We start from the raw sequence: 15885 nt of genomic DNA on the forward strand, positions 1-15885 counted from the left end.
AGTGGACTTATGCACAATTTTGATTTGCTTTTAGAAGGAGATCATTTTTTCGAAAACTTGTTAAAAGTTAAAGTTAAACATTAAATCGTGTTTTATAAAAACAATAAAAACATAAGCTTAGCCTCCTGTTGTGGTTGGTGTTAAGCAGCAAGGAGGTAAAAACCCGGAATATCTTATTAACAATAAAGGCCTGTTGTCCACAGGTTATCCACAATATTTATGAGAAGAGGGTTTTTTTAATAATTACAAATGCAAAAAAATAAACTTAAATACCAATCTTTTTTCTTTTTGGCTTTATTAATGCTTGTTGGCTGTAATAATTCTGATGATACATTCATGGGATTATTATACCAATTGGCAGATGTTCAGGAAGAAAAACGTGAAGAAATGTTTCAAACCTGGCTAAACAAAAAAGAAAAAGCCCCAATAATCGAAAACAACAAAGTCTTTTTTATTTATCAAAATGTTAAAGATGTTTCTGTTTTTGTAAGTGGAGAAATGAACAGTTGGAAACCTGATGCAGATCAGATGATGCGAATAATTGGTACAAGTTATTATTATTTTGAACAATCGTACCCGGCAGATGCCCGTGTAGAATATAAATTTGTTGTCGAAGGTGAATATATTCTTGATCCACTTAATGAACAAACTTCAGCGGGGGGATATGGGAGCAATTCTCTTATTTTAATGCCGGAGTACAAATTTCCAGCAGAAATTCTTGTTAACCGCTTTCAAAACTATACACGTATCGATACGTTTGTTTTTAACAGTAATATTTTGCCTGGTGAGAGGAATGTCTTTATTTACAGTCACCCGCTTGCAGATAATAACTCACCGATTATTATTTTTAATGATGGGGCAGATTATTTGAATTTTGGGCTGACAAATACGGTATTAGATAATTTGATTGAAAAGGATAAAATTCCGGCTTGTCATGCGTTTTTTGTTAACCCCGGAAACAGGATGAAAGAATATTGGCTTAATGATGATTATCATAAATTACTATTTGATGAGTTGATACCAAAGCTTAAACAAGATTATAAATTCACATCTGATAATAAAATATTTGTTGGTGGAGTTTCTTTAGGGGGTTTAACTGCATATCACTCATTAAAAAAATATTCTTCTCAGATTGATGGAGTCTTTGGGCAATCACCATCATTTTGGTTGGATAGTTTGCAAATAATCGATGAGTTAAGAGATGTTGATTTAGATGACACAAAGTTGTTTTTCGATTATGGGCTTTTTGAAGAAGATAGTTATGATTCTACCGTAATCGAGTTTTTTAAACAAAAATCAAAATCATTTCAATTTGAGAAATATAATGAAGGCCACGCCTGGGGCAATTGGATGGGACATCTTGACAGTGCCTTAATATATTTATTGACTGAAAGAAAGGGTATTTAAATGTCATTGGAGAGCATTGCGCAAAGAATGAAAAAACTGGGGTTTACAACTTACGAAGCAAAAGCCTACATATCCTTATTGCAAAACCACCCGGCAACACGATATGAGTTAAGTAAAAATTCCGGCGTTCCTCGTTCTGCGATTTACGATACAATCCGGAAGTTAGAAAACCTGGGTGCGGTAAACGGACTTTATACAGAGCCTAAGAAGTATATGCCCCTTCCTCCGGATCAATTATTTGATCTCCTTGAAAGACAATTTAAAGAGAGAATCGACGATGTACGTGGTTCGATGAAGGAATTTGAAACTTCTGTTGAACCGGGTCATTTATGGAATATCGTTGGATATGAAAATATGATCCACAAATCAAGAGAGATGATCGACCGTGCTGAAAAGTCAATTTACATTTCTATATGGCAGCGAGAAGCAGATCTTTTAAAAACGGAATTGGACAATGCTTTTAAACGTGGTGTTATAATTGTAGCTTTTTCATTTACAGAGTTAGACCTGGCTGCTGAATGTACTTATAGCTATGAGCTGCGTGAAGATGATTTGGAAAAATTTTGGGACCATAAAATTATTATGGTGGTGGATCAAAAAGAACTTTTAATGGGCGAGGCGGACAATAAATTTTCAAAAAAGACAGCCTGGACACAAAACACCGCTATTGTGGATATTGCGACTAACCATATGATTCTCGATATAACATTATATGGTTTACGTAACAAAGTGGATGTTTCGGATAGGGTCATTTCCATGCAAAAAGGAGATTCTAATGAACTCCAGGAACTGTTAACGCACTCATCTGATGTTGTTTTAGAAAGAGAAGATAAGAGTATGGATTAATTATGATAGCCACTCTTGAACAGCGCTTTAATAGAATAATAAAAAAAACAAAAGAGCATGCTGTTGAAAAACAATTCAATCATTCAATAAACCTCGAATCAACTTCCGGTCCAAAACCGCCTTACTGGATTACCGGACAAACGCTGTATGAAGTTTACATCCGTTCCTTCACTAAAGAAGGAACCTTTGACGCGGCGGCTAAAAGACTTCCACAACTAAAACGATTGGGCATAAACATTATCTGGCTAATGCCTATTTTCCCTATTGGCAAAGTAAATAGAAAAGGCAGCTTGGGAAGTTCATATTCAGTTTCCAATTATTATGAAATAAATCCTGAATACGGTTCTAAAGAATTATTTATGAACTTTGTTAACGAAGCCCATAATCTGAATTTGAAAGTTATTATTGACATGGTGGCCAACCATGTTTCTTTTGATTACAATGCAGCTCAAAAAGACCCAAAACTTTTAATGTACGATGATCATGGAAAACCTTTTAGAAAATATGCTGATTGGACGGACATTGTAGATCTTGATTATAATTATCCCGCTACTCGAACACATATCCGGGATATTATGGTTTACTGGCTAAAAGAATTTAGCTTGGATGGTTTTCGTTGTGACGTTGCCGGTATGGTCCCAGTCGATTTTTGGGAAGAAACGGTTGCCCATCTTAGAAAAATTAATCCAGATATTTTTATGCTGGCGGAGTGGGAAGGGTCTTATTTACATAAAAATGCATTTCACAGTTCTTACGATTGGGTACTTTATGAGTTGATGAAGTCTGTAAAAGAAGGAAAAGAATCGGCAATTATCTTGCTGGAATGGCAAAATATCCGTCGACAAAGTTATCCTGAAAATTCGTGCCCGTTGCGTTTTCTGGAAAACCACGACTTGCCGCGCGCGGTTCAAACTTTTGGAAAGGATGGGATAGCCCCATTTTTGACTTTCATATTTACGATGGATGGTTTACCACTTATTTATAATGGTCAGGAAAAAGGAGATAGCAATTTTCTTTCACATTTTGAAAAGGAACCAATAGAATGGGTTTTAAACAACGAAGATTTGAGCCGGGTCTATAAATCTCTGATTGAGCTGAGACAATCAATACCGGCCATGAGTTCTTCGGAAATAAAAGTCTGCCTGCACAATAAAATTCCTGATATTTTGATTTACGAAAAAAGTGGAAAAAGTAAAATAATTGTATTTTTAAACATGCGTTCAGAACAAGTTTTTATCGAACCAGGAAAAGAGCTTTCTGCTAAACTGAAAAAAACGGCTGTTTTGTTTAACTCACAAAAGAATTTTAGTATAACCCAAAATAAAATTATATTGCACCCCCATCAGGCAATTATTCTTGGTGAATAGAAATGTTTAAAAAAGCAGGCCTAAAATATAAGTTTTTAGTCTTGGGCACTTCGGGGGTAATCCTGGTTGTGGTTTTGGGATCGTATTATCTTCATTCCCTAATTCAAAATAATCCACAAAATGCTGCAAATTATATAACCTTGATATCGGTTGGCTATATTGTTATTGGTATCGCAGCGTTGCTTATTTTTGCCAGAATCATGATCCGGCCTGTTGTTTCACTAACAAAAAAAGTAAATGCCGTCAGGGAAGGAAATCTTGATGTTTCTTTAAAAAACATACAGGATCGAACGTTTGTTGATGAAATGGATATCCTGTATGATGGATTTGCTCACATGATCCAAAGTCTCAAAATTAACATACAGGAACTGACTTCGGCAAAAGAAAATGCTTTGTCATCTTCGCGGGAGTTAGCAGAAAATTCAAAGATTTTACAAACAATTTTTAATGGGATTCCTGATGGTGTAATGATTATTGACAAGAACTTTAAAGTGGTTGCCTCCAATCCTGTTATGCAAAAAATTATGGGGCACGCCAAAGGTGATATTGTTGGCGAATCTTGTTATAAAATGTGTACAGGTACGGAAAGCCATTGCAGTTTTTGCAATGCGGATGATGTGTTTGAAAAAGGAAAAGCGCGCTATACATATTGCACCAAAAATCTTTTTAATACCAATGAAGAAAAAGTTTTTGAAGTGCATAATTTTCCATTATTTAATAAAGAAGGTGAGGTCAGCCAAATTTTAGAGTACATAAAAGATGTGACTGAGGCGGTTAATATGCGCACGGATCTGGAACACACGCAACGTCTTGCGGATATTGGACAAATGGCAAGTAAAGTTGCCCACGAAGTGAGAAACCCGCTTAATGCAATTAAAGGCGCGGCTCACTATTTGCATGGCGAGGTAAATGACCCGGAAGCAAAAAGCTATCTTGATTTGATTGAAGAACAGGCCGAACGGGTGAATGCTGTGACAACTCAATTGCTTTCTTTATCAAAACCGCTTGAACATGTTTTAAAAATTGGTGAAATCGAAGGCGCTTTGAACCGTGCATTGCAAGTTACCAGGCCCCAACTAATGCACAAAAAAATCAAAATTGAAATGAATGTTTCGAAGAACCTTCCTAAAATTATGTTTAATGAAGGACAGATTGAACAGGCATTTATTAATCTTCTTTTCAATTCGATTGATGCCATGGAACAAGGAGGCCTAATTAAGATTTCTGTAAAACCCGATTTTTCAAACGGTGAAGATTCAGCAAATTCTATTATTATTTCTTTTTCGGATACAGGAACAGGATTAAAAAACTTTGAAATGAATCAGCTTTTAAAGCCATTTTTTACAACCAAAACACAAGGAACTGGTTTGGGCCTAACAATTGTAAAACGAATCATAGATAATCACAAAGGTACATTTTTGTTGAAAAATGCTGAAGGCAAAGGGACTGAGGCAATTTTAACTTTACCATTGGAAAAAAATTAGGATGAGGAAAATTAACAAATTGCTGGTGGTAGACGACGAACCATCGATTTTGAAAGTGATGAAAGCCAACCTGGAGCGGGAAGGTTATGAGGTTCATACAGCCGAAGACGGATTAATTGCTCTGGAAAAAATTAAGGCTGAAAACTACGATACAATAATTACAGACTTCTTGATGCCGCATCTCAATGGCCAGGAATTATTATTAAAAATGAAGGAAAACCATCTTGATGTTCCGTTAATAATTGTAACAGCCTTTGGCTCGATTGAACAGGCTGTTTCCGCTATGCATCATGGAGCAGTAAATTATTTGACGAAACCGCTTAACTATGATGAGTTGCTATCCGTTGTACAAAATGCAGTACAACAGCAAAACCTTAGGAAGGAAGTTATCTGGCTGCGGCGGGAAATAAAATCTGTTTACAGCTTTGATCAAATCATTGGAAAAAACGAAAAAATGCAAGCTATTTTTGATTTGATTACTGATGTTGCTGAGACAGATGCAACGATATTAATTAATGGTGAAACAGGAACTGGGAAAGAGCTGATCGCCAAAGCAATTCACTATAACAGCCCTCGTAAGAATGAAGCATTTGTCAGGGTTAATTGCGCCGCTCTCTCCGAAACACTTTTAGAAAGTGAACTTTTTGGGCACGAAAAAGGAGCTTTTACCGGAGCTCTTTCGACTAGGATTGGGAGATTTGAACAAGCCAATAAAGGTACTCTTTTTCTTGATGAAGTAGGGGATATTTCTGCTAACACGCAATCGAAATTATTGCGCGTTTTGCAGGAAAGAGAATTTGAACGCGTCGGTAGCAATAAAACAATGAGTGTAGATGTTCGCATTATCTCAGCTACAAACCGCCAGCTTCATAAAGATGTGGCAGAAAGCAAATTCCGTGAAGACCTTTTTTACAGGCTCAATGTAATCCCAATGGAACTTCCTCCTTTAAGAAAACGCATAGATGACATCCCTCTTTTAACAATGCATTTTTTATCCAAGTATTCCGGAAAATTTAATAAAAAGATAAAGAGTATTTCAGCAGAGGCCATTCAATTGCTTGTTGATCATCCGTGGCCGGGAAACATTCGCCAGCTTGAAAATGTTTTGGAACGGGCAGTTATTAAAGAAAAAGAGGATGAAATTTCCAAAGACACTTTATCAAAATGTATCCGTTATCCGGAAACATCAAATTATCAATATTTTATAAATGACCAGCTTCCATTTAATACCTTAAAAGGCCAACTTCTTGAAAAGTTTGAACGTGAATATATCACCAGGGTTTTAGGAAAGACCAATGGAAATATAAGTGAAGCAGCAAAAACCTCGGGGATGCATTACAAGAACTTTTGTGAAAAAATGAAAAAATATAATATCAAGAAATGGGATTATATTAACACTATTCAAGATCCTTCTTAAGGTAAGTTTGCCTCTACTGTGGTAAAAATGCCATAAAACACTATCTTTTTTGAAATGTAGCAATATGCAAATATCAGTAGCCATGCTATATTTTTCTTGCTTTTACAAACTTAATCCGTATTATACACTATCCTCTTTTCAATTTTAAATTAATGGTACACCATTTGCATAATTAAGTGTACTAAACCCAAAAGCCCATCTATCCAGAAAGGAAGTAATTATGAATGACGTGCAAGCAAACATGGAGCTTGATTGCCGTGGTTTAAACTGTCCATTGCCAATTTTGAAAACAAAGAAAGCAATTGACAATTTGAATAGTGGGGAAGTGCTGAAAATGGTTGCGACAGACCCCGGCTCAATAAATGATATGAATGCCTGGACAAAGAGAACAGGTAATGAACTGGTAAGCAATGAGCAAACCGGTAACGACTATATCTTTTTTATCCGCAAAAAATAATAGGGGGAGTTATGTCGGACAATGGCACAAAAAAAATGGCATTAATTGCATCTAAAGGAACACTGGACTGGGCATATCCACCTTTTATATTGGCGTCTACGGCGGCGGCAATGGATATGGAGGTTCAAGTATTTTTTACTTTTTACGGATTAACTTTACTAAAGAAAAAGCTTGAGTCCAAAGTTGATCCTGCTTCTAATCCATCTATGCCAATGAAGATGCCTTTTGGCCCCAAAGGCTTGCAAAACTTTGATATGCCAATACCAAAAATTCTTTCCGGGAATATTCCGGGTTTTAATGATATGGCCACCAGCATGATGAAGCAAACATTTAAAAACAAGGGTGTCGCTACAATCGAACAGCTGCGTGATATTTGCATTGAGAGTGATGTAAAGCTTGTTGGATGCCAGATGACAATGGATGTTTTTGGTTTTACAAAAGACGATTTTGTGGATGGTGTGGAACTTGGCGGTGCTGCAACATTTCTTGAGTTTGCTGCAGAATCAGATATTCAGCTTTTTGTTTAACATATAAAATGTAAGACCCAACTAACAACAGACGACCTAATTTATTAGTAAATATAATTCTTAAAATGTATGCACGTTTACTAGATATGGGGATGGTAAATGTTTTGCGCTCGCAGAGTATTTATCATGCAATTGCTTCAGGTATGAAGAATGATAGCGAACCGGCTTTAATAATTTTGCGACCGGAAACATCCTATTTGTCATTCAATACTGAGCCTGAAAATGAAGGCTTGGAGCAACAGTTTTTAACAGACAATGATATCCCGCAAATAAACAGAAAGATTGCAGCTGGAAATTTCTATCATGACCCAAATCAGTTACTATTGATGTTCGTTTTTTCAAATAGCCGATGCGACCATTTTGGATCAAATGAAAGTATGGCAAATCTCACCCAGGCAGTGATTCTGGCATTTAACAAATTGGGCGTCACTGTAAAATATAATCCGGATAATCGGTTTTATGCAGGTTCAAAAGAAATTGGAATGGCAAGTTTGGGCCTCTACAATAATACATTTTCCTTTTTTAGTGCTTTAAACCTGGATAAAAGTGTCATCGATCAGTCATTGTTAAATTCCAAGCTGCTGCCAGGGAACATAATAACCTCTGTGGCAGAAGAGTTGGGAAAAGTGCCCTCATTAGAAGGAAGTGCCGAAGCATTACTAAGTTCGTTTGAAGAAATTTTTGACTTGGCTTTGATTCCTTCGATGCCAATGCCCGAAGAGATGGATTTAATTTATGACTGGGATGCGAAACTGATAAATAATAAAAAAATCAAGCAAAAGAATCTGCAAAACAGTAGCGGATTAAAGAACTGAAAAAAGAAAATATTTGGAGATTTAACAAATGGATGATGAGGGAAGTGTATTTATTTTTATGACAAGTGGGCCGGAAACTCCACAGCGTTGTGCAACACCTTTCTACATGGCAAATATCGCAGCAGTAATGGATAGTGAGGTAAAAATAGTTTTCCAAATAGATGGTGTTTTGCTTGCAAAAAAAGGTATAGCTGACAATTTAATGGCGCTAGAAGGTGGTAAGCTAATTATTGACTTTCTCAAAGAAGCCAAAGAAGCCGGCGTCGAACTTTATTGCTGTTCGGCCGCGCTCGATCTTCATAATATGACAAAAGATGACCTTATTGATGAAATTGATGATGTGGTAGGTGCTGCATGGATGATGGATGAAGCACTCCAGGCTGATGTTGTTTTAAACTACTAAAACTTTAAATCTTCATCCCAAGCGAAGACGAGGGTTGGTTCGACTTCCGCTTACCTTGAAGTAAATAAAGAGGTGTTACTATGGCTGATGTTAAAAATTGCATGTTACCGGATGACCTTTATTATAGTGTGGAAAATAATGTGTGGGCGCGCGACCTTGGGGATGGCACATTTCAAGTTGGAATGACAGATATTGCTCAAACTCTGGCTGGCTCCGTAATTCATTGCAAGCCAAAAGCCGCCGGGAAAAAAGTCAAAAAAAATAAAAGTGTTGCTACCGTTGAATCCGGAAAATGGGTTGGGCCGGTTAAGTCACCTTTTACAGGTGAAATTGTTGAAATTAATAATGCAGTAGAAAGTGAAGCGACTCTCCTTAATAAAAGTCCATATAAACAAGGTTGGATTGCAAAAATAAAACCCGACGATGCTTCTACAGATATGGCAGAACTGGTTCAAGGTGAAGATGCTGTTGCCGGATTTGAAGGATACATGGCCGAAAAAGAGCTTGGTGAATGCATCCATTGTGAAGGATTTGAAGGATAGTGATTTTAATTCGTGTGTTTACACATCCGGCTTGTACAGGATGTGGGGATGCGGTTCGCCTTGTCTGGAACTTTTACAAGGATCATGTGGATGTTTTTGAAATGCGGACTGTTAAGCTGGAAAACAAAGAAGGATTGGCAGAGGCACACAGGGAAAAAATAAAAACCATTCCCACAATTATTGTTACAAAAGGTGAAACTGAACTTGAACGAATTGTAGGTACACCTCAAAAAGTTCAAATAGATAAATTTTTAGATTTTATCGCTTGAGTCTGATAAAAAGGAGGGAGTCGTCATTCCGAACTTGTTTCGGAATCCTTTTGCCCAACACAACGATGGATCCTGAAATAAACCAGCAAGTTGGCTGGTTCGCTTGCCAGCATGATTCAGGATGACGGGTGTCCAGTTTTTTTTGGAGTCGATTCAGCAATAAAAAGGAAAAAGTATGCCGTCAATTTATGCAGATGCAAAATATCAGGATGTCAGTGAAGAAGTTAAACAGAAGTTGTTTGACGAAGTAAAAGCTGACATGCGCTGGGAAACAACCTTATATGGTTGCTATGAGTGTGGTATTTGTGTGGCTTCATGTCCATCGGCCCGATTTTATGAATTTAGCCCGCGTGTTTATGCACAAGTAATGGCGCGAGAGGATATTCATACTTTTTATGAACTTCTAAATGATTCTGTTTGGGACTGTTCACAGTGTTTCTCATGCACGCGCTGCCCACGCCAAAACAATCCGGGCGGTATAATTACAATTATGCGCGAAGTGGCTGTGAACAATGGAATGCAATCTGCAAAAACGGCACTGCAGGCTTATAGCAGGATTATTTATAAGGTGATGTCAACAGGAACACAGGTGGCGCCAGACATGCTACAACCGGATTTTTTCCCTGATTGGGGCCCTGATGTTGTAAAAGTTTCAGAGAATCTGGAAAATTGGCGACGTGCAATTCCGCCTGAAACAATGCATACAACCGAACTTGCCTGGGACGTAAGTGAAGAAACCCAGTTGGAGCTTTATTTAATTTGGAAACTATCGGGTAACCTTGATCAGATTGAAATTTTGGATGAAGGAATTTTTATGATCCTGACTGAGGTGATGGAGGAACTTTTGGAAGAACACGGATACGATCTTGATGAAATTGATGTGGTTGTTTGAGCAGGAAGCCCATTTGTTAAAGTTAGTAAACCCACCCCTCAGTCCCCTCCCAAGAGGGGAAGCTAAAATCCCCCTCCTTGGAGGGGTTAGGGGTGGGTTGAATCAGAAAATTCCCGCGTGATTTTCCTTGAACATATCAAAAGGGAGATAAATGATGTTAGCAAAACAAACTTTTGATTTAATAAAAGCCAGGCGAACATCTCGGTATTTTGACAAGTTTAGTGAAATAAAAAAGGAAATTTTAGACCGTATTGTGGAAGCAGGTCTTTGGGCGCCTTTTAGCATCTATCAATTACAGGAATGGAAGTTTGTTGTTTTAACAGAAAAAGCACGTGATGAAGTGGTTTCACTCATCTTGCAAGACCCGACTGTTCTAAAATATATCCGGGTAATGTATGAAAGCACATCGTGGGGTGATGACGATAAAGGCTGGGTAAATTTGATTGAGGATTTTGGAAAAGACTTGGGCAGCGCCCCGGTATTAATTGTTGGCATGGCCTTGCGTGATAGCAACATTCATCATTCCCGGCATAATATTGCGTCTTTATGGTGTGCAGCACAAAATATGTTATTACAGGCGCAAGCTGAAGGGCTTGACTCTGGAATTATCTCATTCATTTCGCAAAAAGTGGAAAGCGGCCTTACACGCTTTCTTGGTTTTGATGAGGATAAATATTTTCCCGCTTATGTTTTAAATATAGGTGAAGCCCAAAAAACACCACAAGCTGTTCCAAGGATTAAAGAAGGTGTAGTAAGTTATAAAAGTGAGTAAGCAGTATCGTCATTGTGAGTTTATAAATGCTAAAATCGAAGGATGCCGAACTGAATTCGGCATGACGGAAGCAAGTAATCAACAAGCTGAAAAATTTGAAAAGAAAGGCAATGTATGTCTTCACTACCCATTTTAAACAGCCCCTCGAAAGCGAAAGACAGGGTTTTTGATCGTAAAGGAGATATCCCGACTGAGTATTTTAAGGATGAGCTTTTCGAGCTTGAGGCAAAAGGGGAATTAATCGTTCATCGAATTGCCGATGATAATTTTGTCGAAGTTGATACGAAATACGGACGTAAGAAAAAAATCCCGATACAAAATACCTGGCACCATAAATCCTGTGGCCAATGTGGGCATATTCCCGGATATTCAACATCAATTTTCTGGCTTCACCGGCAGCTGGGGTATAAGTATCACGATCCGAAAGATCAGACTTCGTGTACAGCCTGGAATTACTATGCTTCTTCTGCTTCCAATTCTGCAGCACAAGCAGCAATCGCCATCCGTAATTTTGCACAGGCTTACGAAGATGGTTATTTCCCATTGATTCACTGCGGAACCAGTTATGGCCACTACAAAGAAACGCGTCATGAAATTCTGCACCATCAAAAATTGCGTGATCAGGTTCGCAGAATTTTAGATAAGCTTGGCAAGCCTTTGGTTTTTCCAGAAGAAATTGTCCATTATTCTGAATGGATTCATGTAATGCGCGATCAGATCAAATCAAAACAGAAAGTCGATTTTAGCGATGTAACCGCAACTGTTCATCCGGCCTGCCATTATCACAAGCTGGTGGTTGAAGATGCCATATATGACCGCGACTTATATGATGGCCAGCGTACAGCAACTGTTTCCGGTGTTGTGAAAGCTGTTGGTGCAAATTTGGCAGATTACTCTACCTGGCACGACTGCTGTGGTTTTGGTTTCCGTCATATTTTGGTTAGCCGGGATTTTTCACGCTCCTTTGCCACGATCAGAAAAATTGAACGCATGAAGGAAGAAGCTAACCCGGATGTTGTGATTACTCATGACACAGGTTGTGTGACCACTCTGGATAAAAGCCAGTTTGCAACACAGGCACATGATAGAAAAGTTGGCATTCCTGTATTATCAGACGCTCAGTTTGCGGCGCTTGCGATGGGTGCGCATCCGTATAAAGTTTGTCAACTACACTGGCATGGAGTTGATAACAAACCGCTTATGGAAAAAATGGGCATTGACCATAAAAAAGCCTGGGCGGAATTTGAAGAACAAGTTGAAAGAATTAAATCAGGTGAAATTGAATATATGTCATGGGAGGATGCTGAATGAAACCTGTACTAATTGTAGGCGGCGGACCAGCCGGTCTTGAGGCAGCGCGTGGTTTGGCAGATTTAGGTTACAATTCAATTATTGTTGAAAAAAATGATTTCCTTGGCGGTAAGCCAATCGAAGAACATTATTCTGTTTTAACCCCGGATCAAAGAGATGCTGAAACCGCGATGAAGGAAAAAATTGATGCGGTAACGGGTAATGAAATGGTGGATATTAAAACCAACTCAACAGTTATTGCGACAGATGGTGATGCACCGAATATGATGGTTACTTTAAAAGGCAAAGTGGATGAAGAGGTAATCGAGGTAGGCTCAGTGATTGTTGCAACAGGTTTTGATCATTTTGATCCCGGCAAAGAAACACAGATGTATGGCTATTATGAGTATGATGATGTAATTACGCTGGTCGATGCTGAAAAAATGTTTAAAGAAAAAAACTTTGTTCGCCCATCCAATGGTGAAAAACCAAAAGATGTTTGTTTTATTCAATGTGTCGGTAGCCGTGACAGGCAGATTGGAAATCAGTGGTGCTCTAAAGTGTGCTGTGGGATTGCTTCTCAACAAGCCATTGAAGTTCGAGAGCTAATTCCGGATGCCAGGGTATTTGTCTTTTATATTGATCTTCGTGCCTATGGATTTTGGGAAGATGATGTTTATTGGAAAGCGCAGGAGCAGCATAAAGTAAATTTTGTGCGTGGTATTGTAACTGAAATTACCAAACGTGGTGAGCAAGTTGTGGTGAAAGGCGAGGATACGACTTTGGGCCGCCCAATGGAAATCCCCATGGATGTAGTTGTTCTTTCGGTTGGTATGGAGCCAAGTGAAGGCACAAAAGCTATGGCCGATTTGTTCAAGTTGCCATTGGAACATCATGGATGGATCGCTACAACAGGTGGTTGTATGAACACAGTTTCTACTGAACGCGATGGTGTTTTTATTGCCGGTGCAGCTGGTGGTCCTGCGGATTTGGAAGACTCGGTTTCCATGGGTGGAGCCGCAGCAATGAAGGCTGCTGCTTTTGTACGAAACAGTTAATCATTTAATTGTCATTCTGAGCGAAAAGCAAAGAAGCGAAGAATCCCATCTTTTAGGGGATGCTTCGTTCCTCAGCATGACAGTCATTTTAATTGTCAATATTCAATAAAAAATAATCAATCCAAAAAAATGTTATACGACGAAATAACCATAGATAAATCTATCGACAGTGAATCGGCCCATGAGTTTCTAATGGAGGCAACGCGGTTAGCGTCTTCATCCGAACTTGAGGACATCGGGCAGAGGATGCAGAAAAAAAGCGCCTTATTCCAAGCTGTTTTGCAACCGGATTCTATCGCTGATTTAAGTGAAAAGAAGTTAAAAACACTTTTCAAATATATGTTTTTCCTGCGTCGTAAATCAGCAATTTTATTGCAAAGCAACACGATGGAATCTATCCGTAATGAAATCACAACATTATTATATGGTGAGCAAGATTTGGCTGTACGTTATAACCGGTTTGTCAGCACAATCAGTGGATTAAATGAAATGTTATCTGTAAGCCTGGCAAGCGAACTATTGTTTTTTACTAATCCTGAAAAATATTGGTTGATGAATAACTGGATTTGGGATCCAAAAACAAAGGGTGGTGCATTATCCCTAATCTTGCAGAATGACTATGAAGTGAAAGGTGAAACATCGGGCGAATTGTATAAATCAATAGGCGAAGCAATGCACATGGTAAACCAGGCAGGCCAGGTAGAAGGGTTTTCACGGATTTCCAGCGGACTTTACGGCACTCATATTTTTCTGGCTTGTGTTTATGCCGTTTATATGTTTACAGTTTTCAAAATAAAATTATCAAAAGAGTTTAATCGCATTCTGCCACAACTTCCGGAGCTGGCGCGAAGGGTGCTTGGTGTCCAAAAATTGGAGATATAGATGAGTACGATCCATAAAACAATGAACCGCAAAGAGAAGGATAAAAATCAATCTTTTGTACAAAAAGAAAACGCGATAGTTGATGGAATCGATATCTCCGGGCATTGGAACAGAATGTATGAACCCAGGGAACTCACATCGTACGATACAAGCGGCTTAGATGAACTTCGGGATATTCCGGGAGCTGAGTCAATAGGATGGTGTTATCAATGTGCTCAATGTATTGGGGTTTGTCCGGTAGATAATGTGGGAGATTATGGTCCACGAAAAATTTACCGTAAACTACAAACAGGCCTAAATATTTTAGAAAGTGCTGATCTGTGGCAATGTACAACCTGCATGAATTGTTTGCGCGTTTGCCCAAAAGAAGTGGATATGATTAAGATTATGCCCGCTGCCAGGGAAAAAGCGATTCTCGATGGTAAAGAAGTGCCCGCGGAATTGCAGGAAATGTTTCAGAACACCGCGGAATATGGCAACCCGATGGGTGAATCCGCCAGAAAAAGAACAAAGTGGGCCAAGAAGCTTGATGTAGATGTTCGTGATTTGTCAAAGAATCCGGAACCGGTGGATGTACTTTGGTTTGTTGGGGACTATTATGCTTATCACGGACGAGGAAATGATGCGGCAGAGTCAATGGCCAGGGTGTTCTCAAAACTGGGCGTTGATTTTGGAACGCTTGGCACAGAAGAGAAATGTGATGGTGATTCTCAACGTTTAGCCGGCGAAAAAGGCCTTTATGAAATGATGGCAGAGCATAACATTGAGCAGTTTAACAATCAGGAATTTAATAAGCTTGTTGTAAGTGGACCTCATGCATATAACGCCATAAAAAATGAATATCCGAAAATGGGTGGGGAATATAATGTAGATCATTACACTCAGTTTTTATCCGGAATGCTGGAAAAGCTTAAACCGCTCATGACCAAATCATTTGATAAAAAAGTGACCTTTCATGATCCATGCTACCTGGGTCGCCACAATGGTGAATATGATGCACCGCGCGCTTTGCTTAATGCCATTCCGGGAATAGAATTTGGTGAAATGTTCCGTTGCAAAGAGCAGGGCTATTGCTGTGGCGGTGGCGGTGGCGGAATGTGGCTTGATGGATTTATGGCAGACAATATCAATGAACGACTTTCTGAAAACCGGGTCAAAGAAGCTATTGCAGTCGGAGCTGAAGTTTTGGCTGTTTGCTGTCCGTACGAGGTTTCGCGATTTGAAGACGCTGTAAAATCCACAGGAAATGAAGGTATGCTTGAGGTTCTGGATATTATTGAAATTATAGATCGCTGTATGTAGAAAGCGTACCACGGAAATACACGAAGCTTTTATGAAACGAGGGAGTTGTCATTCTGAGCGGAGTTGGCGGAGCGAAGAATCCCATATTGATAGATCATGTCATTTTTTAATTGATAACCCATATCTCTAATAGGGGATTCTTCTCTGCACTGCGT

Annotated in this window: 17 protein-coding genes; all 17 read left to right on the forward strand. The window is 38.8% G+C overall.

Annotation, left to right across the window (positions count from 1 at the left end; all coding sequences use genetic code 11):
* The first annotated feature begins 249 nt into the window (after positions 1-249).
* The 17 genes from HND50_16780 to HND50_16860 all read left to right on the forward strand — a co-directional run bounded on the left by HND50_16780 (position 250) and on the right by HND50_16860 (position 15730).
* Positions 250-1407: a hypothetical protein gene (locus HND50_16780; protein ID NOG46900.1), complete on the forward strand. Its 1158-nt coding sequence runs from the start codon at positions 250-252 to the stop codon at positions 1405-1407.
* A 27-nt stretch (positions 1408-1434) separates the two neighbouring features.
* Complete coding sequence (locus HND50_16785) at positions 1435-2253, forward strand: TrmB family transcriptional regulator (GenBank protein NOG46901.1); 819 nt, start codon at positions 1435-1437, stop codon at positions 2251-2253.
* Between the two features lie 2 nt (positions 2254-2255).
* Positions 2256-3620, forward strand: a complete 1365-nt coding sequence (locus tag HND50_16790; protein ID NOG46902.1) for an alpha-amylase — start codon at positions 2256-2258, stop codon at positions 3618-3620.
* Between the two features lie 2 nt (positions 3621-3622).
* Positions 3623-5104: a PAS domain-containing protein gene (locus HND50_16795; GenBank protein NOG46903.1), complete on the forward strand. Its 1482-nt coding sequence runs from the start codon at positions 3623-3625 to the stop codon at positions 5102-5104.
* A 1-nt stretch (position 5105) separates the two neighbouring features.
* On the forward strand, positions 5106-6521 hold the full coding sequence (locus tag HND50_16800) for a sigma-54-dependent Fis family transcriptional regulator (protein NOG46904.1): 1416 nt from the start codon (positions 5106-5108) through the stop codon (positions 6519-6521).
* A 220-nt stretch (positions 6522-6741) separates the two neighbouring features.
* Positions 6742-6978 carry a sulfurtransferase TusA family protein gene (locus tag HND50_16805; GenBank protein ID NOG46905.1) on the forward strand — a complete coding sequence of 79 codons (237 nt, stop codon included), beginning with the start codon at positions 6742-6744 and terminating at the stop codon, positions 6976-6978.
* Positions 6979-6989: 11 nt separating this feature from the next.
* Complete coding sequence (locus HND50_16810) at positions 6990-7505, forward strand: peroxiredoxin family protein (GenBank protein NOG46906.1); 516 nt, start codon at positions 6990-6992, stop codon at positions 7503-7505.
* A 92-nt stretch (positions 7506-7597) separates the two neighbouring features.
* On the forward strand, positions 7598-8320 hold the full coding sequence (locus tag HND50_16815) for a hypothetical protein (GenBank protein NOG46907.1): 723 nt from the start codon (positions 7598-7600) through the stop codon (positions 8318-8320).
* Between the two features lie 28 nt (positions 8321-8348).
* Positions 8349-8723, forward strand: coding sequence for a sulfur reduction protein DsrE (locus HND50_16820; protein ID NOG46908.1), 375 nt, complete (start codon positions 8349-8351; stop codon positions 8721-8723).
* Positions 8724-8803: 80 nt separating this feature from the next.
* The gene (gene gcvH / locus HND50_16825; GenBank protein NOG46909.1) at positions 8804-9265 is read left to right on the forward strand and encodes a glycine cleavage system protein GcvH; all 462 of its coding nucleotides are present in this window, start codon (positions 8804-8806) and stop codon (positions 9263-9265) included.
* Positions 9265-9534 carry a hypothetical protein gene (locus tag HND50_16830; protein NOG46910.1) on the forward strand — a complete coding sequence of 90 codons (270 nt, stop codon included), beginning with the start codon at positions 9265-9267 and terminating at the stop codon, positions 9532-9534. The genes gcvH and HND50_16830 overlap by 1 nt, the downstream gene beginning before the upstream one ends.
* 175 nt (positions 9535-9709) lie before the next feature.
* Positions 9710-10426 carry a heterodisulfide reductase subunit C gene (locus tag HND50_16835; GenBank protein NOG46911.1) on the forward strand — a complete coding sequence of 239 codons (717 nt, stop codon included), beginning with the start codon at positions 9710-9712 and terminating at the stop codon, positions 10424-10426.
* A gap of 151 nt (positions 10427-10577) precedes the next feature.
* On the forward strand, positions 10578-11198 hold the full coding sequence (locus HND50_16840; GenBank protein ID NOG46912.1) for a nitroreductase family protein: 621 nt from the start codon (positions 10578-10580) through the stop codon (positions 11196-11198).
* A gap of 114 nt (positions 11199-11312) precedes the next feature.
* Entirely contained in the window at positions 11313-12509 is a 1197-nt protein-coding gene (locus HND50_16845; protein ID NOG46913.1) for a heterodisulfide reductase subunit B, read from the forward strand.
* On the forward strand, positions 12506-13546 hold the full coding sequence (locus tag HND50_16850) for a CoB--CoM heterodisulfide reductase iron-sulfur subunit A family protein (protein NOG46914.1): 1041 nt from the start codon (positions 12506-12508) through the stop codon (positions 13544-13546). Before HND50_16845 ends, HND50_16850 begins: the two co-directional genes overlap by 4 nt.
* A gap of 129 nt (positions 13547-13675) precedes the next feature.
* On the forward strand, positions 13676-14428 hold the full coding sequence (locus HND50_16855; protein ID NOG46915.1) for a hypothetical protein: 753 nt from the start codon (positions 13676-13678) through the stop codon (positions 14426-14428).
* 114 nt (positions 14429-14542) lie between these two features.
* On the forward strand, positions 14543-15730 hold the full coding sequence (locus HND50_16860) for a (Fe-S)-binding protein (GenBank protein ID NOG46916.1): 1188 nt from the start codon (positions 14543-14545) through the stop codon (positions 15728-15730).
* The last annotated feature ends 155 nt before the right edge of the window (positions 15731-15885 follow it).

Source organism: Calditrichota bacterium (assembly GCA_013112635.1).
Taxonomy (GTDB): domain Bacteria; phylum Calditrichota; class Calditrichia; order Calditrichales; family J004; genus JABFGF01.